At 58.7% G+C, this 15,256-nt stretch carries 14 protein-coding genes and 2 pseudogenes; 12 read left to right on the top strand and 4 right to left on the bottom strand.

The annotated features are described in order from the left end of the window. Window positions 1-241: pseudogene (locus K290_RS0102690) on the top strand (bifunctional methylenetetrahydrofolate dehydrogenase/methenyltetrahydrofolate cyclohydrolase); the annotation flags it as partial. A gap of 66 nt (window positions 242-307) precedes the next feature. On the opposite strand, the pseudogene K290_RS38920 reads toward K290_RS0102690, so the two are convergent. Continuing rightward, window positions 308-433 (bottom strand): annotated as a pseudogene (locus K290_RS38920) (transcriptional regulator); the annotation flags it as partial. Window positions 434-829: 396 nt separating this feature from the next. On the opposite strand from K290_RS38920, the gene K290_RS0102685 reads away from it, so the two are divergent. Continuing rightward, window positions 830-1,921: a porin gene (locus K290_RS0102685; RefSeq protein ID WP_028750434.1), complete on the top strand. Its 1,092-nt coding sequence runs from the start codon at window positions 830-832 to the stop codon at window positions 1,919-1,921. 139 nt (window positions 1,922-2,060) lie between these two features. Here the strand turns inward: K290_RS0102685 and K290_RS0102680 are convergent, their stop codons facing one another. Together K290_RS0102680 and K290_RS0102675 are read right to left on the bottom strand one after the other, a co-directional pair. Next, complete coding sequence (locus tag K290_RS0102680) at window positions 2,061-2,702, bottom strand: TetR family transcriptional regulator (RefSeq protein WP_028750433.1); 642 nt, start codon at window positions 2,700-2,702, stop codon at window positions 2,061-2,063. Window positions 2,703-2,936: 234 nt separating this feature from the next. Beyond that, window positions 2,937-4,151: an ROK family protein gene (locus K290_RS0102675; protein ID WP_028750432.1), complete on the bottom strand. Its 1,215-nt coding sequence runs from the start codon at window positions 4,149-4,151 to the stop codon at window positions 2,937-2,939. Window positions 4,152-4,345: 194 nt separating this feature from the next. Between K290_RS0102675 and K290_RS0102670 the strand changes: the two genes are divergently transcribed. The 10 genes from K290_RS0102670 (at window position 4,346) to pqqE (ending at window position 14,114) form a co-directional block, all read left to right on the top strand. Further along, on the top strand, window positions 4,346-5,620 hold the full coding sequence (locus K290_RS0102670) for an ABC transporter substrate-binding protein (RefSeq protein WP_028750431.1): 1,275 nt from the start codon (window positions 4,346-4,348) through the stop codon (window positions 5,618-5,620). A 69-nt stretch (window positions 5,621-5,689) separates the two neighbouring features. Further along, complete coding sequence (locus K290_RS0102665) at window positions 5,690-6,574, top strand: carbohydrate ABC transporter permease (RefSeq protein ID WP_028750430.1); 885 nt, start codon at window positions 5,690-5,692, stop codon at window positions 6,572-6,574. After that, window positions 6,574-7,425: a carbohydrate ABC transporter permease gene (locus tag K290_RS0102660; RefSeq protein WP_028750429.1), complete on the top strand. Its 852-nt coding sequence runs from the start codon at window positions 6,574-6,576 to the stop codon at window positions 7,423-7,425. Before K290_RS0102665 ends, K290_RS0102660 begins: the two co-directional genes overlap by 1 nt. A gap of 58 nt (window positions 7,426-7,483) precedes the next feature. After that, on the top strand, window positions 7,484-8,629 hold the full coding sequence (locus K290_RS0102655; protein ID WP_028750428.1) for an ABC transporter ATP-binding protein: 1,146 nt from the start codon (window positions 7,484-7,486) through the stop codon (window positions 8,627-8,629). A gap of 17 nt (window positions 8,630-8,646) precedes the next feature. Beyond that, window positions 8,647-10,791, top strand: a complete 2,145-nt coding sequence (locus K290_RS0102650) for a beta-galactosidase (RefSeq protein ID WP_028750427.1) — start codon at window positions 8,647-8,649, stop codon at window positions 10,789-10,791. Between the two features lie 122 nt (window positions 10,792-10,913). Beyond that, window positions 10,914-11,009 carry a pyrroloquinoline quinone precursor peptide PqqA gene (gene pqqA, locus K290_RS0102645; RefSeq protein WP_028750426.1) on the top strand — a complete coding sequence of 32 codons (96 nt, stop codon included), beginning with the start codon at window positions 10,914-10,916 and terminating at the stop codon, window positions 11,007-11,009. Window positions 11,010-11,034: 25 nt separating this feature from the next. Beyond that, window positions 11,035-11,943, top strand: coding sequence for a pyrroloquinoline quinone biosynthesis protein PqqB (gene pqqB, locus K290_RS0102640; RefSeq protein ID WP_028750425.1), 909 nt, complete (start codon window positions 11,035-11,037; stop codon window positions 11,941-11,943). Beyond that, window positions 11,924-12,700, top strand: a complete 777-nt coding sequence (gene pqqC / locus K290_RS0102635; RefSeq protein WP_028750424.1) for a pyrroloquinoline-quinone synthase PqqC — start codon at window positions 11,924-11,926, stop codon at window positions 12,698-12,700. Before pqqB ends, pqqC begins: the two co-directional genes overlap by 20 nt. After that, entirely contained in the window at window positions 12,697-12,996 is a 300-nt protein-coding gene (gene pqqD, locus K290_RS0102630) for a pyrroloquinoline quinone biosynthesis peptide chaperone PqqD (RefSeq protein ID WP_028750423.1), read from the top strand. Before pqqC ends, pqqD begins: the two co-directional genes overlap by 4 nt. Continuing rightward, window positions 12,993-14,114, top strand: a complete 1,122-nt coding sequence (gene pqqE, locus K290_RS0102625; RefSeq protein WP_028750422.1) for a pyrroloquinoline quinone biosynthesis protein PqqE — start codon at window positions 12,993-12,995, stop codon at window positions 14,112-14,114. Before pqqD ends, pqqE begins: the two co-directional genes overlap by 4 nt. Before the next feature lie 67 nt (window positions 14,115-14,181). Here the strand turns inward: pqqE and K290_RS33750 are convergent, their stop codons facing one another. Further along, on the bottom strand, window positions 14,182-15,198 hold the full coding sequence (locus K290_RS33750) for a PAS domain S-box protein (protein ID WP_051263926.1): 1,017 nt from the start codon (window positions 15,196-15,198) through the stop codon (window positions 14,182-14,184). Between the last annotated feature and the right edge of the window lie 58 nt (window positions 15,199-15,256).

Here is a 15,256-nt window from a genome sequence, read left to right as displayed (position 1 = left end):
CGATTGGGTCAAGCCGGGCGCGACGGTGATCGATGTCGGCATCAACCGCATTGATGCGCCGGAAAGAGGCGAGGGCAAGAGCCGCCTGGTCGGCGATGTCGCCTTTGCGGAAGCCGGCGAAGTTGCCGCCGTCATCACCCCGGTTCCGGGTGGCGTCGGGCCGATGACGATTGCCATGCTGATGGCCAATACCTCGATTGCTGCGCACCGTGCTGCCGGTCGGATGCCGCCGAAATTCTAAAGCATTGGCGCATGATCCCGAAAACCGTGAAGCGGTTTTCGGATAGGTCGTGCCAATTACATTATCTTAGTCGGCCGGCGCCACGCCGGTCGAGGCACGCACGATCAACTCGGCCTTCCAAAGCTCCTGCTCGGGAAAGATGGCGACCGACGCCAGTCTCCGTGCGGATTCGCGACTTGTAAACGGCTGAGAAGGCCACCAAATCTCTCTCCGCAATAGCAATCCCCGCTGCGCATAGCGGCGGCATAAATAACAGCGCTGAAGCCGATAGTTGCATATTGGTCACAGCAAGCGAAGCTTGTGATAAGGGCACCTTCATATAATTGACAAACATACCGTTCGTTTGTAAATAAAACTCAGGACATGAATGTGTCTGGCGGTCGAACTATCGGCCGCATCGGTAGGGCATTTCAGGGCCGTGTCGCGGGGCTGATTGGGCGGAATAAGAGGGACTTAAGCCAGAATCAAGCAGGGCAATCGCAGATCTGTTCGATCGCGTTGATGCGAGGTCAATTCTGCATGGGGTTGGTGGATGAACCTCCATGCGTGCGGAATCTTTGAAATGCATATTACAACCAGGAGTTTAAGATGAATTTGAAAAGCCTTCTGATCAGTTCTGCGGCCTCGCTTGCCGCAGTTTCCGGCGCACACGCCGCGGATGCTATCGTCGCTGCCGAACCGGAGCCTCTTCAGTATGTTCGCATTTGCGACGCCTATGGCGCGGGATATTTCTTTATTCCGGGTACCGAAACCTGCCTGAAGATCGGCGGCCAAGTTCGTAGCGAAGGCGAGTGGTATGATGCCTATAGCCCGACGAACAAGACCGGCACCTTGTGGCACACCCGCGCCGAGCTCAATGTCGATACCGCAACGGATACCGAATATGGCCCGCTGAAGACCAACATGGTCCTGCGTTGGGACTGGCAGGAAGGCAATGCGACGAGCACCAAGCTGCTGTTTGCCAATATCAGCCTCGGTGGCTTCACCGTCGGCAAGCTCGACTCGCAGTACAACCTCTATGCTGGCTATGCCGGCGACGTCATCAACGACGACGTGATCTATGACGGCCCGTACGAGCTGAACCAGATCACCTACAACTACGACGCCGGCAACGGCTTCACGGCTGTGATCTCGCTCGAAGATTCCAACTCCAGCGGCTCCGGCGCATCCTACGGCTCGAGCTGGTGGGGTGATGACAAGGCGGATCACTACGCTCCTGACGTGGTCGCCGGTGCTGGCTTCAAGTCCGGCATCTGGGGCGTCAAAGTCGTCGGTGGTTACGACTCGATCGTCGAAGAAGGTGCCGTCAAGGCCCGCGTCGACGCCGACTTCGGTGCCTTCTCTGCCTTCTTGATGGGCGGTTGGAACACGGACGGCGACAAGCTGAACAAGTATGCCGGCACGAACCTGGATCGTTCCGCTTGCCCGGCAGGCCGTCCTGATCTTTGCGGCTGGGGCGACTGGGCAGTTTGGGGCGGCGTTGGCGTTCCGATCAACGACAAGCTGAAGTGGAACCTGCAGCTCGCTTACACCGACTCGAAGATCTTCGCCGCGACGACGAACGTCAAGTGGAACCCGGTTAAAAACCTGCTGATCGAACCCGAAATCTCCTATACGGATTGGGATTCGGTCAATCAGGACCAGTGGGCCGGCATCCTGCGCTTCCAGCGCAGTTTCTAATCTTAAATTATCCGGCCTGTGCCGGGTAGGAGAAGCTTGCGGTTTCCAATCCCGCAGGCTTCTTACACTGATCGGTTGACCTCCGATCAAATACGGAAAGGGTTCGGTTTTCCCTACCGAACCCTTTCTTATTAAGCATTCATGCTGTCGTGACTGAGCCTTCGTGTCCTTGATGCGTCGGAAACCAAGTGGTCAGGATCATTTTGATAAGAGCTTGGCCGCAGGGAACCAATTGAAAGTCGCCTCTATCGAGCGCCCATTCTCCGACTAACCCTCCAATGATCGCGGTCAAAGCGGAAGCGGCGGTATCCGCTGTCCAAGGGGGAGGCAACGGCTTGACGGCATCGATGGAGTGAAAAATTCTTGCAAAGTGCGTCCGCATATCATGCCGGAAAGAATCCTCATTGTCTGTGGCGTCCTCACAAAATGCCATGTCGAGATACATGATGACTTTCAGCATCCCGCGTTTACGCGGCTCCTGCTGAAGATCTGCAAATGTCCCCGAAATCGTGTCTATCAGCAGCTCAAGCGGATTGGGCGGGTGTCTTTCCGCAATTCGCTCCGCAAGTTCCTGGAACGGCTGCTGCGCCTTGTCGCGGATCGCAAACAAGAGACCTTGCTTGTTCTTGAAGTGCCAGTGAACTGCTCCGCGCGTAACACCGGCGGCCGCCGCTATTTCGTCCAGCGTGACATTTTCATAGCCGTTATTGAGAAACAACACCTCCGCGGCGCCCAGTATCTCACGTCTGGTTTCAGCCGCTTCCTCCTTTGTGCGTCTCATTTATTCCCCTCCGATTCCGAGCCGCGCCCCTTCAGCCCTCCCACATAGTCATAACGTCGAATATTCTGCTTACAACACCCTTACCTGTGTGAAGCTTTTCCACGTTATTCTACGGCTGCTATTGCCTGCGGTCACTGACGAGCGAGAACTGGCCTTCTTCGAGCCAAAACTGCCTGCTCATCGGGAGCAGCAAGCCCGCAATCGGCACATCGCGAGCCTTGATGCGACAGGCGACTACCCGGCGGATTTCTTTGGGCTGCCGGTGTATGTCCGGCCAATATCGGTAAAGCCGCTCGACGATTCGAAATCGAACATTTTTTGGGTGACCAGCGCAGCGGCGCCGCGGGCCCAGGAGTTATCTTCCCAATCCGGAAGCAGGGGAGGAGCTGTTCTGAAGGTCCTGGCGGCTAGGGCGTCGCGAAGCGGCCCGAGAAAATGTTCGCCAAGCGAGACAGCTTCGCCGCCCGCGACGATGACTTCCGGATCCGTGATGTTGACGAGATTGGCGAGCGCCGTTCCTATGCTTTTGCCGGAGTGTTCGACAAGCGCGACCGCCGCCCGGTCGCCGGCCGCCAATGCACTGCGGAGTTCGGGAAGCTCTTTGTCCTCTTCATGTCGGGTTTCCTCGCGCCAGCGTCTCAGGATCGATGCTTCGGAATGATAGGCCATCAGGCAGCCGCGCTTGCCGCATTCGCACAGCCGCCCATTTTCTTCATAAAGCGTATGACCGAACTTGCCGGCCGCACCATTCGCGCCGCGATAGAGCTTTCCTTCGATCACGAGCGCGCAGCTTATGCCAATACCGACCGCCAGGACGGCCATATTGCGATGCTGTCTCCCTAACCCAAAAAGCTGCTGAGCAATGGCATAGGCGTTGGTGTCGTCTTCCAGCCAGGCCGGCACGTTTGCGCGCGTTGCCACAAGCGAGGCGAGGGGAACATTGTCCCATTTGAAGCGATGACTGCGGACACACGCTGTCTGTTCATCATTGATGACGCCCGGCATGGAGATACCGATACCCGTAAGCTTGGCATGAGGGCGTTCGGCGAGTTTGACGATTTCAGGAACGGTGTTAGCCAGCAGGTCGGCGACGTAGTCGGGCTCGTGACGAGCAAGGGGTATGCGCATTGCCGCCAGGGGATTCGTCGCAAGGTCGGTTGTGACGCACTCAACGGAATCCGTCATCAGCTTGAACCCAACCGCGAGCCCATGCTCGTAGTTGATCTGCACGGGGATAGGGCGCCTGCCGGTAAGGCCAGTCACGGCTTGGCCTTCCACAACGATGCCTTCTTCACAGAGGTCGCCGACAACGAACGTCACGGCTGCAGGGCTTAGCCCTGTAATTGTTGCGATATCGGCGCGACTTCGCGGCCCCTCTCTGCGCAAAAGATTGAGGATCAGGCGTCGATTAAGTGCCCTTGCAGTGCTCTGGTCGCCCTTCAGCTTCACTTTCAGTTCCTTAATTTTGTAAATTAATTATTGCAGGCTCTGTCGATTTATGCATAACTCCACCCGCCGATCAACTCCGGATGCGGTTTCCGCCCTGAGAATAAGCGACAAAATCGGCGCGTTGAATGCCTGACTTGCATCTCGAGGGGAGGGCTTGGCCAGGCCGTGTTGATAGATCCACTGGGAGGAACTCAATGGTGCATTTTAAGCAAATCTTTCCGTCCACTCGCCGCAACTTCCTGAAAGGCGCAGGTGCCGTGTCGGCGGCCGCTCTGGCAGGCGGCCTATCCGCGCCAGCGATCGCACAGGCGCAGAAAGTCACGGTGATCTCGGCGGAAAACAATGCCGAGGCGCTTACCGCGCTGAAGACGATCGCCGAGAACTTCGGGAAGGAAGCCGGGGTCAGCGTCGTCATCAACAATATGGATCACGAGGCCCACAAGACGGCCATTCGCAACTATCTTGTTGCCGGCGCACCCGACATTTGCACGTGGTTTTCGGGCAATCGCATGCGTGCTTTCGTAAAGCGTGGCCTCTTCGACGATATTTCCGATCTGTTCGAGAAGGAAAAATACAAGGACGTGCTCGGCGCGACGGCGGGAACGGTCACCGTCGATGGCAAGCAATATGGCCTGCCGACGGGCGGCACCCTTTGGGGGATGTTCTACCGCAAGGATGTCTTCGATCAGCATGGTCTGACCGTGCCGACGACGGCTGAGGAGTTTGTGGCTTACGGCGACAAGTGCAAGGCCGCCGGTCTTACCCCGATCGCCATGGGAACGAAGGAGCTTTGGCCGGCTGCCGGTTGGTTCGATCAGATGAACCTGCGCATCAATGGCCTCGACAAGCACATGGCGCTGATGAACGGCGAGATGAGCTATCTTGATCCATCACTGAAGCCGGTTTTCGATCAATGGGAAGGGATGATCAATAAGGAGTTCTTCACCGCCAACCATACATCGTTTGGCTGGCAGGAGGCCGCAGCACTGCTTGCCCAGAAAAAGGCCGGCATGATGAATCTCGGCGCCTTTCTGAAGTCCGCCTTTACCGCAGAGGATCTGCCGCAACTGTCTTATGCCACCTTCCCGGTTCTCGACCCGAAGGTCGGTCACTTCGAGGAATTCTCGGTCAATTCGATCCACATTCCCGCCAACGCGAAGAACAAGCAGGGTGCTCGCGAATTCCTTGCCTACTTCTATAAGCCGGAAAATCTCGCGGCCTACCTGGAGCCGGGCGGAAACGTGCCGCCGCGCAACGATCTTCCGCCGAGCAAGGATCCGCTCGTCAACGTGGCGGTCGAGACTTTGAAGAAGCTGCAGGGGGCTTCTCAGTACTACGACCGCGATAGCGACCCCGATATGGCCCAGGCGGGTCTCGTCGGCTTCCAGGAATTCATGGCCAAGCCCGATCGGCGCGACTCCATTCTTCAGCGCCTCGAGGGCACCCGCAAGCGCATCTACAAACTCTAGTTCTCCTCCCGGTGACCGGGGAGCGGAAGCGCGCTTCCGCTCCCTCATAACTCCAATGAGGCTCTGGATATGTTGATGATTTGGCGCCGCCAACGTTGGTGGCTCACCCCCACTTTGCTTATCGCACCGGCGATCCTGCTCTTTTTCACGGTTATCCTGCTGTCGGCCGTACGCAGCGTCTGGATCAGTTTTCACGAGTGGGATGGTTTCGGCCCGATGAACTGGGTCGGTTTTGGAAATTATATCGAGCTTTTCAACGACCCGCAATTTTACGTTTCGCTGAAGAACAACCTCATCTGGCTGATCATGTTCATGGCCGCGCCGCCGCTCGGGTTGGCCATAGCGTTGCTGGTCAATCAGAAAATGAGGGGCATGCGCTTCCTGAAATCCCTGTTCTTCATCCCGCTGGTGCTGGCTTCGGTCACGGTGGGGGTCGTGTTCACATGGGTCTACACGCCGGAGTTCGGACTTCTTGCCCTGATCTTCAAGGCATTCGGCGCAACCGCCCCTGCCGTTCTTTCCGACGAGCACTTCGTGACATTTGCGATCGTCATCGCAGCGCTTTGGCCGCAGGTCACTTTCTGCATGGTGCTCTATCTCGCCGGTCTGAACAATCTGAGCGAGGAACTCATAGGCGCGGGCCGCGTGGACGGGGCGAGGGGATGGAACATGTTGTGGCACATCGTCCTGCCGCAACTGACGCAAGTAACCTTCATTGCCATCGCGGTGACGGTCGTCGGTGCGCTTCGATCCTTCGACATGATCTCCGTGATGACGGCGGGCGGCCCGTTCGGATCATCTTCGGTGCTGGCCTATCAGATGTACGAGCAGTCGATCTTCTCCTACCGCTTCGGCTATGGAGCGGCGATCGCATCCGTTCTTTTCGTGATCATGGCCGTCTTCATCACCTGGTACCTGTCACGCATCATTCGCACAGAAGAGAGAGGTGGCTGATGTATCCTCGTCCTATTCCGGAAACAGCCATCTGGCAGCGGCGGTTTTATGTCCTGGCGGTGCTGCTTGTTCTCCTGCTCTGGCTCTGCCCTCTGTTTGCGATCATCCTGACGTCGTTCCGGTCTACGACCGATGTCATGAGCGGCAACCTTTGGGGGTGGCCGACCGAACTCGGTGTGGTCGAGAACTACACGGCGGTCTTCACGCAGACCCCGATGGCCCAGTATTTCCTCAACAGCCTGACGATCACCATTCCCTCGGTCATCGGCGTCCTGGTTCTGAGCACGCTCGCGGGCTTCGTTCTCTCCCGCTACCGCTTTCCGGGCAATATGCTGATCTTTGCGCTATTCGTTGGCGGCAATTTCCTGCCGCATCAGATCATGATGATCCCTGTGCGCGATCTTATGGTGCGGCTGAATCTGATAGACACGACGACGGCGCTGATCATCTTCCATGTTGCTTTCCAGACGGGATTTGCAACGCTCTTCATGCGGAACTTCATCGCTGCCTTGCCCGATGAACTCTTTCAGGCCGCGCGCGCCGAAGGCGCAACGCCTTTCCAGACACTGATCCATGTTGCCGTGCCGCTGGTCCGGCCAGCTCTCGCTGCGTTAGCCATTCTGATCTTCACCTTCATCTGGAACGACTACTTCTGGGCGGTGGTGCTGACGGTCAGCGACTCGGTGAAGCCCGTGACTGCCGGTCTTGCCAATCTGCGCGGTGAATGGGTTTCGGCATGGAACCTGATCTCGGCAGGTACGATCGTCGTCGCCGTTCCGCCGGTCATCATGTTCTTCCTCATGCAGCGCCATTTCATCGCCGGTCTCACTATGGGGGCCGTCAAGGGATGAGCAAGACGGCATTTCCTTTCCCAGAACTCAAGATTTCAACAGCAGAGAGCCAGGAAGCATGACCAGCCTCGAACTGCGACAGATCAACAAGAATTACGGTGGATACCATGCATTGCGCGGGATCGACCTTGCCGTCGAGCAGGGCGAGTTCATCGTTATGGTCGGGCCTTCCGGCTGCGGCAAGTCGACCCTGCTCAAGACGATCGCCGGCCTGGAAGGGATTTCGTCCGGCCAGATCCTGATCAATGGCCGCGACGTCAGCAAGGAAGAGCCGGGGGATCGCGGCATCGCCATGGTCTTTCAATCCTATGCCCTTTATCCGCATATGACGGTGGCGGAGAACATGGGATTTGGCCTGCGTATGGCCAAACGACCAAGGGCCGAAATCGATGCCGCCGTTGCACGCGCGGCGAAGATCCTGCGCATCACCGATCAGCTTGAGAAGCGGCCCAAGCAACTATCGGGCGGCCAACGGCAGCGCGTTGCCATCGGCCGTGCCATCACCCGTTCTCCGGATGTGTTCCTCTTCGATGAACCGCTTTCGAATCTCGACGCGGCGCTCAGGACGCAGATGCGCGTCGAGTTGAGCAGTCTGCACGCGGAACTCGGTGCGACCATGGTCTACGTGACACACGATCAGGTGGAAGCCATGACCATGGCGAGCCGCATCGTGGTGTTGAATCAGGGCGTGATCGAACAGGTGGGGTCACCGCTGGAGCTCTACAGAAATCCCCAAAATCTCTTCGTTGCGGGTTTCCTTGGGGCTCCGAGAATGAACTTCCTTGCCGTGACTGTAGACGAAGTTTCCGGCCGAGAGGTTCGGGTCTCTGCTCCCGGCATCGTGCCGTTGACGGTCGAATTGTCCGATGGCGTGACGCTGCAAAAGGGCGCCGATCTGACGTTGGGTGTCCGGCCGGAAAACATATCGATCGTCACCGATGTAGCCCACGGCGGCGCGATCGAAGGGCAGGTGCAACTGGTTGAGCACCTCGGCCGTGAAACCATCCTCTACGTAGATGCGGGCAGCCTGCGTACCATCGCCTCGGAAAGCGGCACCGGAAATATCACGGTGCAGCTCAGCTACGTCGCTCCGTTCACATCTGGCCAAGCCGTGGCTCTGAAGCTCGACGCCAAGGAGCTTTATCTCTTCTCATCCAATGGCGGACGCACGATCAGCGCCCGCAAGACGATCATCGACAAATGAATTCGGGAAATAAGACCGTGTCTGACAAGAACATTGCTAAGACCCCATCCGCTTGGAATACCGTCAAGACCGACCGTTTTCTGGTCGGTGCTCCCCATTATCCCGAGCATGTCGACGAGAGCTACTGGGAGCGCGATGCCGAGCGCATGGCGAAGGCGGGCTTCAACGTGGTGCGAATGGCGGAATTCGCCTGGCATATTCTCGAGCCCAGGCTTGGCACCTTTGATTTTGATCTGTTCGACCGCGCCATAGCCATGCTCGGGCGCTACGGGATCGATACGATCATGTGCACGCCGACGGCCACGCCGCCGCGCTGGCTGACCGTCGCCCATCCCGAGATCCTGCGCGTTGACGGCAAGGGCCGTCCGATGAGCCATGGATCGCGTCAACACTGCGATACGGCAAGTCCCGTGTTCCGCGAACACAGCCGCCGCATCACCCGGGCGATGGCCGAACACTATCGAGACAACCCGCATGTTGTCGGCTGGCAGACCGACAATGAGCTGAATACGAGCATGCCGGAGAGCTACTCGAAGGCGACGTTGAGCGAATTTCAGATATTTCTCGCGGAGAAATACGGCACTACCGGCAAGCTGAACGCTGCATGGGGCGGTGATTTCTGGGCAACTGCCTATGATAGTTTCGACCAGGTCGTGCTTCCGATCGAATTTGGCCCGACCTTCCCCAGTCCGGGCCATGTGCAGGACTACCATCGCTTCCTTGCATTCGCGACGGCACGGTTTCAGCACGATCAGGTCGAGATCCTGCGGGCCACGAACCCGTCATGGTTCGTCTTCCACAATCTCGGCGGCCTGCGGGATATCGATTTTCGCGGTCAGTTCACCAAGGATCTCGATTTCGTCGGCTACGACATCTATCCGATGCTCTATGACGAGTTTCAGCGCATCGGAAACCACGCAAAGGTTCAGGCGCTGCATCTTGATATATGCCGCGGCTTTTCGGGTAACTACATCGTGCCGGAGCAGCAGTCCGGCTTCGGCAGCCAGCCGGGTTTCTGCACGCTGACGCCGGAGCCGGGAGAGCTTCGGCGCATGGCCATGTCATCGGTCGCACACGGCGCTGACGGATTGATGTTCTTCCGCTGGCGTCCAGCCCATTTCGGTGCCGAGATCTATTGGATGGGCATCATCGACCATGACGACGTTGGTCGCCATCGCTATGATGAAGCCAAGCAGTTCGCCACTGAAATGACGGCGCTGAAGGATAAGATTCTGGGTACCTACGTGCGTATGGATGTGGGTATCGCCGGTTCGGATTTTGACAATCAGGAAGCCCATAAAACCTACTCGATCGGACTGCCAAGCCCCCAGGATGACGCGGTTCTCCTGCACCAATATTGTTACGATCGCGGCATCGCCTGTGGTTTCATTCATCCCGAGGATGATCTTTCGAAGCTGAAGCTGTTCTACGTTCCGCATTGGGTGATGTGGCAGGACGAATGGACTGAAAAGCTCCAAGCGTTCGCGGAGCAGGGTGGCACGGTCGTTATCGGCGCACGCACGGGCACGCGGGATGAGCACAATCACGTCATCAGGCAGACGGCCCCCGGCACATCCCTTTCCAAGCTCGCAGGCGTGCGCGTCGAGGATTTCGGGCGTCTCGCCGCACCCGGCGCCAATGGATTGTTCGAGGTGATGGAGCGTTCGGGTGGCCTGGTGGTGCCGCCAAACCGGCCCGCGGAATCGCAGCGCAGGACGCGCCGTTTCAAGATCGGCAACCAGGAACTGACGGCCGGGCACTTCTATGAAAACCTCTCCGTCGACGCGGATACCGAGATCGTTGCCGCGTGGTCCAATCGCTATGCGGACGGTCTACCCATGGCGACGTCGCGCAAGGTCGGCAAGGGTCAGGTCGTCTATCTCGGCACTTATCTCACACCCGAACTGACGGCTGCACTGGCTGAACGGCTGTTCCCAACTGCGGGTGTGCAGCCGCTGGTGGACGACCTTCCGGCTGGCGTCGAGGTCACCATGCGCATGAATGACGAGCGCAAGCTGCTGTTCATCCAAAACTACACCGATCAGCCCGCAGGTCTCGCCGCCGTGCCGCCCGGCAAGAACCTTCTCGACGATGGAAAGCCCGTTGCCGGCGGCCTCGATCTCGATGGGTACGGTTGCGCCATCATCGAGTTGGAGGGCTGAGCCGCCTTGCGCAATTTAATGTGATCGCGAAAGGTGGGAACGGGATAGCGCAAACGACATTAGGGACATGACGATCGGCTGCTACCCGATCGCCGCTGCTGAATCTATGAAAGGATGGATTTATGAAGTGGCATGCTCCGAACTTCGTTGAGGTAAGCTGCGGCATGGAAATCAACCGGTATGCGCCAGCCGATGGTTCCGAGCCGATCCTGTTCTGATCCCTGATCATCTGAAAGCAACAGATTGACAGTCCGATTTCTTGTCCTGGGCGCTGCCGCCGGTGGAGGTTTGCCGCAGTGGAACTGCCGGTGCGCGAACTGTGCGGCTGCGCGCAAGGGCATTCTGGCTTCTCAGACGCAGTCGTCCTTGGCCGTCGGCGTGGATGGCCGCGCTTGGCTGGTCGTGGATGCGTCGCCGGATATTCGGCAGCAATTGCGCGATCAGGCCGTTTTGTGGCCGCCGGAATTGCGGGACAGCCCCGTCAAAAGTGTCTTGCTCACGAGTGGCGATGTCGATCATGTCGCCGGTCTTCTGACTTTGAGGGAAAAGCAGTCCTTTCAACTCCTCGCGGCGCGCGCTTTGCTAGAGACATTGGGGCAAAATCCGATTTTCGGAGTTCTCGATCCCCTTCATGTGCAGCAAAATCCGGTCGAGCTCGATACACCATTCTTTCCGCTGGATGGTCTTGAGACGACGCTCTTTGCCGTCCCCGGCAAGGTTCCGCTCTATCTCGAAAAGGGTGTACCCGAACTCGGCGCCGAAACCGAGCAGACCGTAGGCGTCGAATTCCGCATCGGCCCGCAGCGCGTGTACTATATCCCTGGTTGCGGGGCCGTAAGTGCGGCTCTCGGCGACCGGATTGCCGGCGCCGATCTGCTGTTCTTCGACGGCACGGTCTTTACCGATGACGAAATGATCCGCATGGGCACTGGCCAGAAGACCGGACGGCGCATGGGACATGTCCCGATCAGCGGTCCCGGCGGCAGCCTTGAAGCGCTGTCGCGCCTGCCGATCGGGCGGTGCATCTATATTCACATCAACAACACCAATCCTGTCTGGCAGGCCGGACCGGAACGGGCGCAGCTTGAGCGAAACGGTTTCGCCGTGGGCTATGACGGCATGGAGGTCACGCTTGCAACAGGCAGCCGATAGAGAAACGTTCGAAGCGCGTCTGCGCGCTGTCGGCGCGGCCCGCTACCACGACAAGCATCCATTTCATCAGCAGTTGCACGCCGGCCGGTGCGACATGACCCAGGTGCGAGCCTGGGTCATCAACCGGTATTATTATCAAAGCCGTATCCCCATGAAGGATGCTGCCTTCTTGTCGCGTTGCGAGGATCTCCAGTTGCGGCGGGCATGGCGCAATCGCATCGAGGATCACGACGGTGGACTAGAAGACGGCGGCGGGATTCGCCGCTGGTTGAAGCTCGCCGAAGCGGTGGGCCTTGATCCGGATTATGTCGCCTCGACACGCGGGGTGCTGGCCGGCACGCGGTTTGCGGTGGATGCCTATGTTCATTTCGTTCGCGAGAAGCCGATGCTGGAAGCGGTCGCATCCTCGCTGACGGAGATGTTCGCCCCGGCGATCCACGCCAACCGCATCGCCGGCCTGATCAAACATTACGCCTTCGCCGATGACAGTGCGCTTGCCTATTTTCGGCAGCGACTCAACGAAGCGCCGAAAGAGGTCGCGTTCGGTCTCAATTATGTTCTCGATCACGCCGACACGCTGGAAAAGCAGGATGCGGCAGTCGCGGCGCTGACGTTCAAGACCGATGTCTTATGGTCGCAACTTGATGCGCTCTCCCATGCCTATGTCAATCCCGGACACATTCCGCCCGGCGGCTGGGATGGCCGCAAAGGGGTGATCGGCACGCGGGAACCGGAGAACGAAGGGAATTCATCATGAGTGAGGAAGGCGCCCCCAGGATCGATGGACTGACGATTGCCAAGCTCGCGCGCGGCGTCAGGCTGCGTGAGGATGCTGCTCGGGGGCAAACGATCCTACTTGCTCCCGAACGCGCGCTCGCACTGGACGAAATTGCAGTCGAAATCGTCAAGGCTCTCGACGGAGTGAGGACTCTGGACGAAATCGCCGCCGAATTCGCCCAGCAGTTCGGTGCTCCGAAAGAGGAAATCCTCAACGACATGATCGTCTTCATCCACGATTTCGCTAGCCGGCGAATGCTGGAGCTGAGCCGATGAGCGCCTGTCTTTCCGGAAACGAGAAGGAGCGCATCATCGCCGCGTCGCCGCCGATCGCCATGTTGGCGGAACTGACGCATCGCTGCCCGCTTGCCTGCCCCTATTGCTCCAATCCGCTCGAATTGACGCAGAGCCGTGACGAACTGGCGACCGAAGAATGGATCGCTACCTTCAGGCAGGCGGCTGAGCTCGGTGTACTACATCTACATCTCTCCGGTGGCGAACCGGCCGCCCGCCGCGATCTTGCCGCCCTGACGGCGGGAGCTGCTTCCTATGGTCTCTATACCAATCTCATCACCTCCGGCATCGGATTGACGCCGCATCGCCTCGCTGAGCTGGCTGATGCCGGATTGGATCACATCCAGCTTTCGATCCAGGGCGCAACCGCGGAAGTGGCCGACCATGTCGGCAATTATGCAGGCGGCCATTCCCGCAAACTGGCGGTTGCCGGCTGGATAGGCGAGACCGGCATTCCTTTGACGGTCAATGCCGTTTGCCACAAACAGAACATGCATCAGGTCGGCGAGATGATTTCAATGGCGGTTGCGCTGGGAGCACGCCGGCTAGAAGTCGCGACGGTCCAGTTCCATGGATGGGCGGAAAAAAACCGAGCTGCTTTGATGCCGACGCGCGCGCAGGTCGAGCAGACGATGGCACTGGTCGAAGAAGCGCGCCGAAGGCTGGAGGGCATTCTCGTCATCGACTACGTCCCCGCCGATCATCATTCGCGCTATCCGAAGGATTGCATGGGAGGCTGGGGTCGCACTGGCATCAATATTACCCCCTCGGGACGCGTGCTGCCGTGCCATGCCGCCGAGACCATTCGATCCCTCACATTCGACAACGTGCGTGACAAGCCACTCGCAGAGATCTGGTATCGTGGGAGCGCCTTCAACGCCTATCGTGGTGAGGATTGGATGCAGGAGCCCTGCCGCAGTTGCGCCCGGAAACACATCGATCATGGCGGCTGTCGCTGCCAGGCTATGGCACTTGCAGGTCATGCGGAGGCAACCGATCCAGTCTGCATCCATTCGCCGCTTCACAAATATATCGCGGACCAGGCCGAGGAGGATGGCCTGCGCGAACCGCCGGCCTTCGTCTATCGAGGGCGTGCATGAGATCGCCGCGTGGCCGGGCGCCCGCGTTCGCAGTCGAATGCGCACCTCCTCATCTGCCGAGGCGGTGTCAGCGGGTCAGGTTCTCAAGCGGCACCCGCAAGTGAATTCGAAGCCCTTCCGGTCTCCATTCCCGCGTAATCGATCCGCTGAGCGAACCTTCAATGGTCACCCGCTCGAGCAGAGATCCGAAGCCGGCGCTTTCTCCGGGCGGCGTAACGGCGGGGCCGCCGGTTTCCGTCCAAATCAGACTGAGCTCGTCGTCGGTCGCCAAGTCGATCCTGATTTGTCCGTCGGGGAGGGAAAGGGCGCCGTATTTGATCGCGTTGGTGGCGAATTCATGCAGCAGCAATGCCAACGAGGTCAGTGCGGAGCCTCCAACGGGGGAATCCGAGCCGTGAATCTCTATCCGCTGCCGGCCATCCTCTCGATGAACGGCGAGAACCGCGTCGAAGAGGGAAAAGAGCGTCGTCGATGATCGATCGGTTACGTCTCCCGAAAGATCCGGCAATGTCAGATCATGAGCGCGAGCCAGGGAAACGATTCTTCTGCGCAAATTGTCGGCAAGATCCTGCGCGCTCGTAGCCGATCGCTGGCTCATCGTGATCAGCGCATTGGTGATCGCGAACAGGTTCTTGATGCGGTGGTTCATCTCCCGCAGAAGCAGCTTCTGACGTTCGCGCTCACGTTTGCGCTCCGAAATGTCTCGCGCGATTTTCGATGCGCCGATGATCGTGCCGTCCGCGTCGCGGATCGGCGACACGGTGAGAGAAACGTCGACGAGGCTGCCATCCTTGCGCCGGCGCACGGTCTCATAGTGATCGACCCGTTCACCTGCGCGGATTCGTCCTATGATCGTGGTTTCCTCATGAAGCCGGTCATCCGGGATCAGAATGGTGATGGGCAGGCCAATTGTTTCTTTCGCCTCGAATCCGAAGAGGTGTTCGGCGCCCCGGTTCCAGCTCGTGATAATGCCGCCGAGGGTCTTGCTGATGATCGCGTCATCGGAATTTTCGACAATCGCCGCCAGCCAGGCGTCTGCCGAAGGTGCATGCGATCCAAATTGCCGGGTGAGATTATCGCTCAAGTTTCTACTCGGAGTGGGTTCTTCGTCGTTTGCTGCCCCCTCAGAATCTGATGCTGAC

The organism is Rhizobium leucaenae USDA 9039 (genome assembly GCF_000426285.1).
Taxonomy (GTDB): Bacteria; Pseudomonadota; Alphaproteobacteria; order Rhizobiales; family Rhizobiaceae; genus Rhizobium; species Rhizobium leucaenae.
This window is presented reverse-complemented; position numbering and strand designations above follow the sequence as displayed.

Coding starts and splice junctions, on each gene's coding strand:
- K290_RS0102685 (WP_028750434.1), top strand. CDS start 830: ATGAATTTGAAAAGCCTTCTGATCAGTTCTGCGGCCTCGCTTGCCGCA.
- K290_RS0102660 (WP_028750429.1), top strand. CDS start 6,574: ATGTATCCTCGTCCTATTCCGGAAACAGCCATCTGGCAGCGGCGGTTT.
- K290_RS0102665 (WP_028750430.1), top strand. CDS start 5,690: ATGTTGATGATTTGGCGCCGCCAACGTTGGTGGCTCACCCCCACTTTG.
- K290_RS0102655 (WP_028750428.1), top strand. CDS start 7,484: ATGACCAGCCTCGAACTGCGACAGATCAACAAGAATTACGGTGGATAC.
- pqqE (WP_028750422.1), top strand. CDS start 12,993: ATGAGCGCCTGTCTTTCCGGAAACGAGAAGGAGCGCATCATCGCCGCG.
- pqqD (WP_028750423.1), top strand. CDS start 12,697: ATGAGTGAGGAAGGCGCCCCCAGGATCGATGGACTGACGATTGCCAAG.
- pqqA (WP_028750426.1), top strand. CDS start 10,914: ATGAAGTGGCATGCTCCGAACTTCGTTGAGGTAAGCTGCGGCATGGAA.
- K290_RS0102670 (WP_028750431.1), top strand. CDS start 4,346: ATGGTGCATTTTAAGCAAATCTTTCCGTCCACTCGCCGCAACTTCCTG.
- K290_RS0102680 (WP_028750433.1), bottom strand. CDS start 2,702: ATGAGACGCACAAAGGAGGAAGCGGCTGAAACCAGACGTGAGATACTG.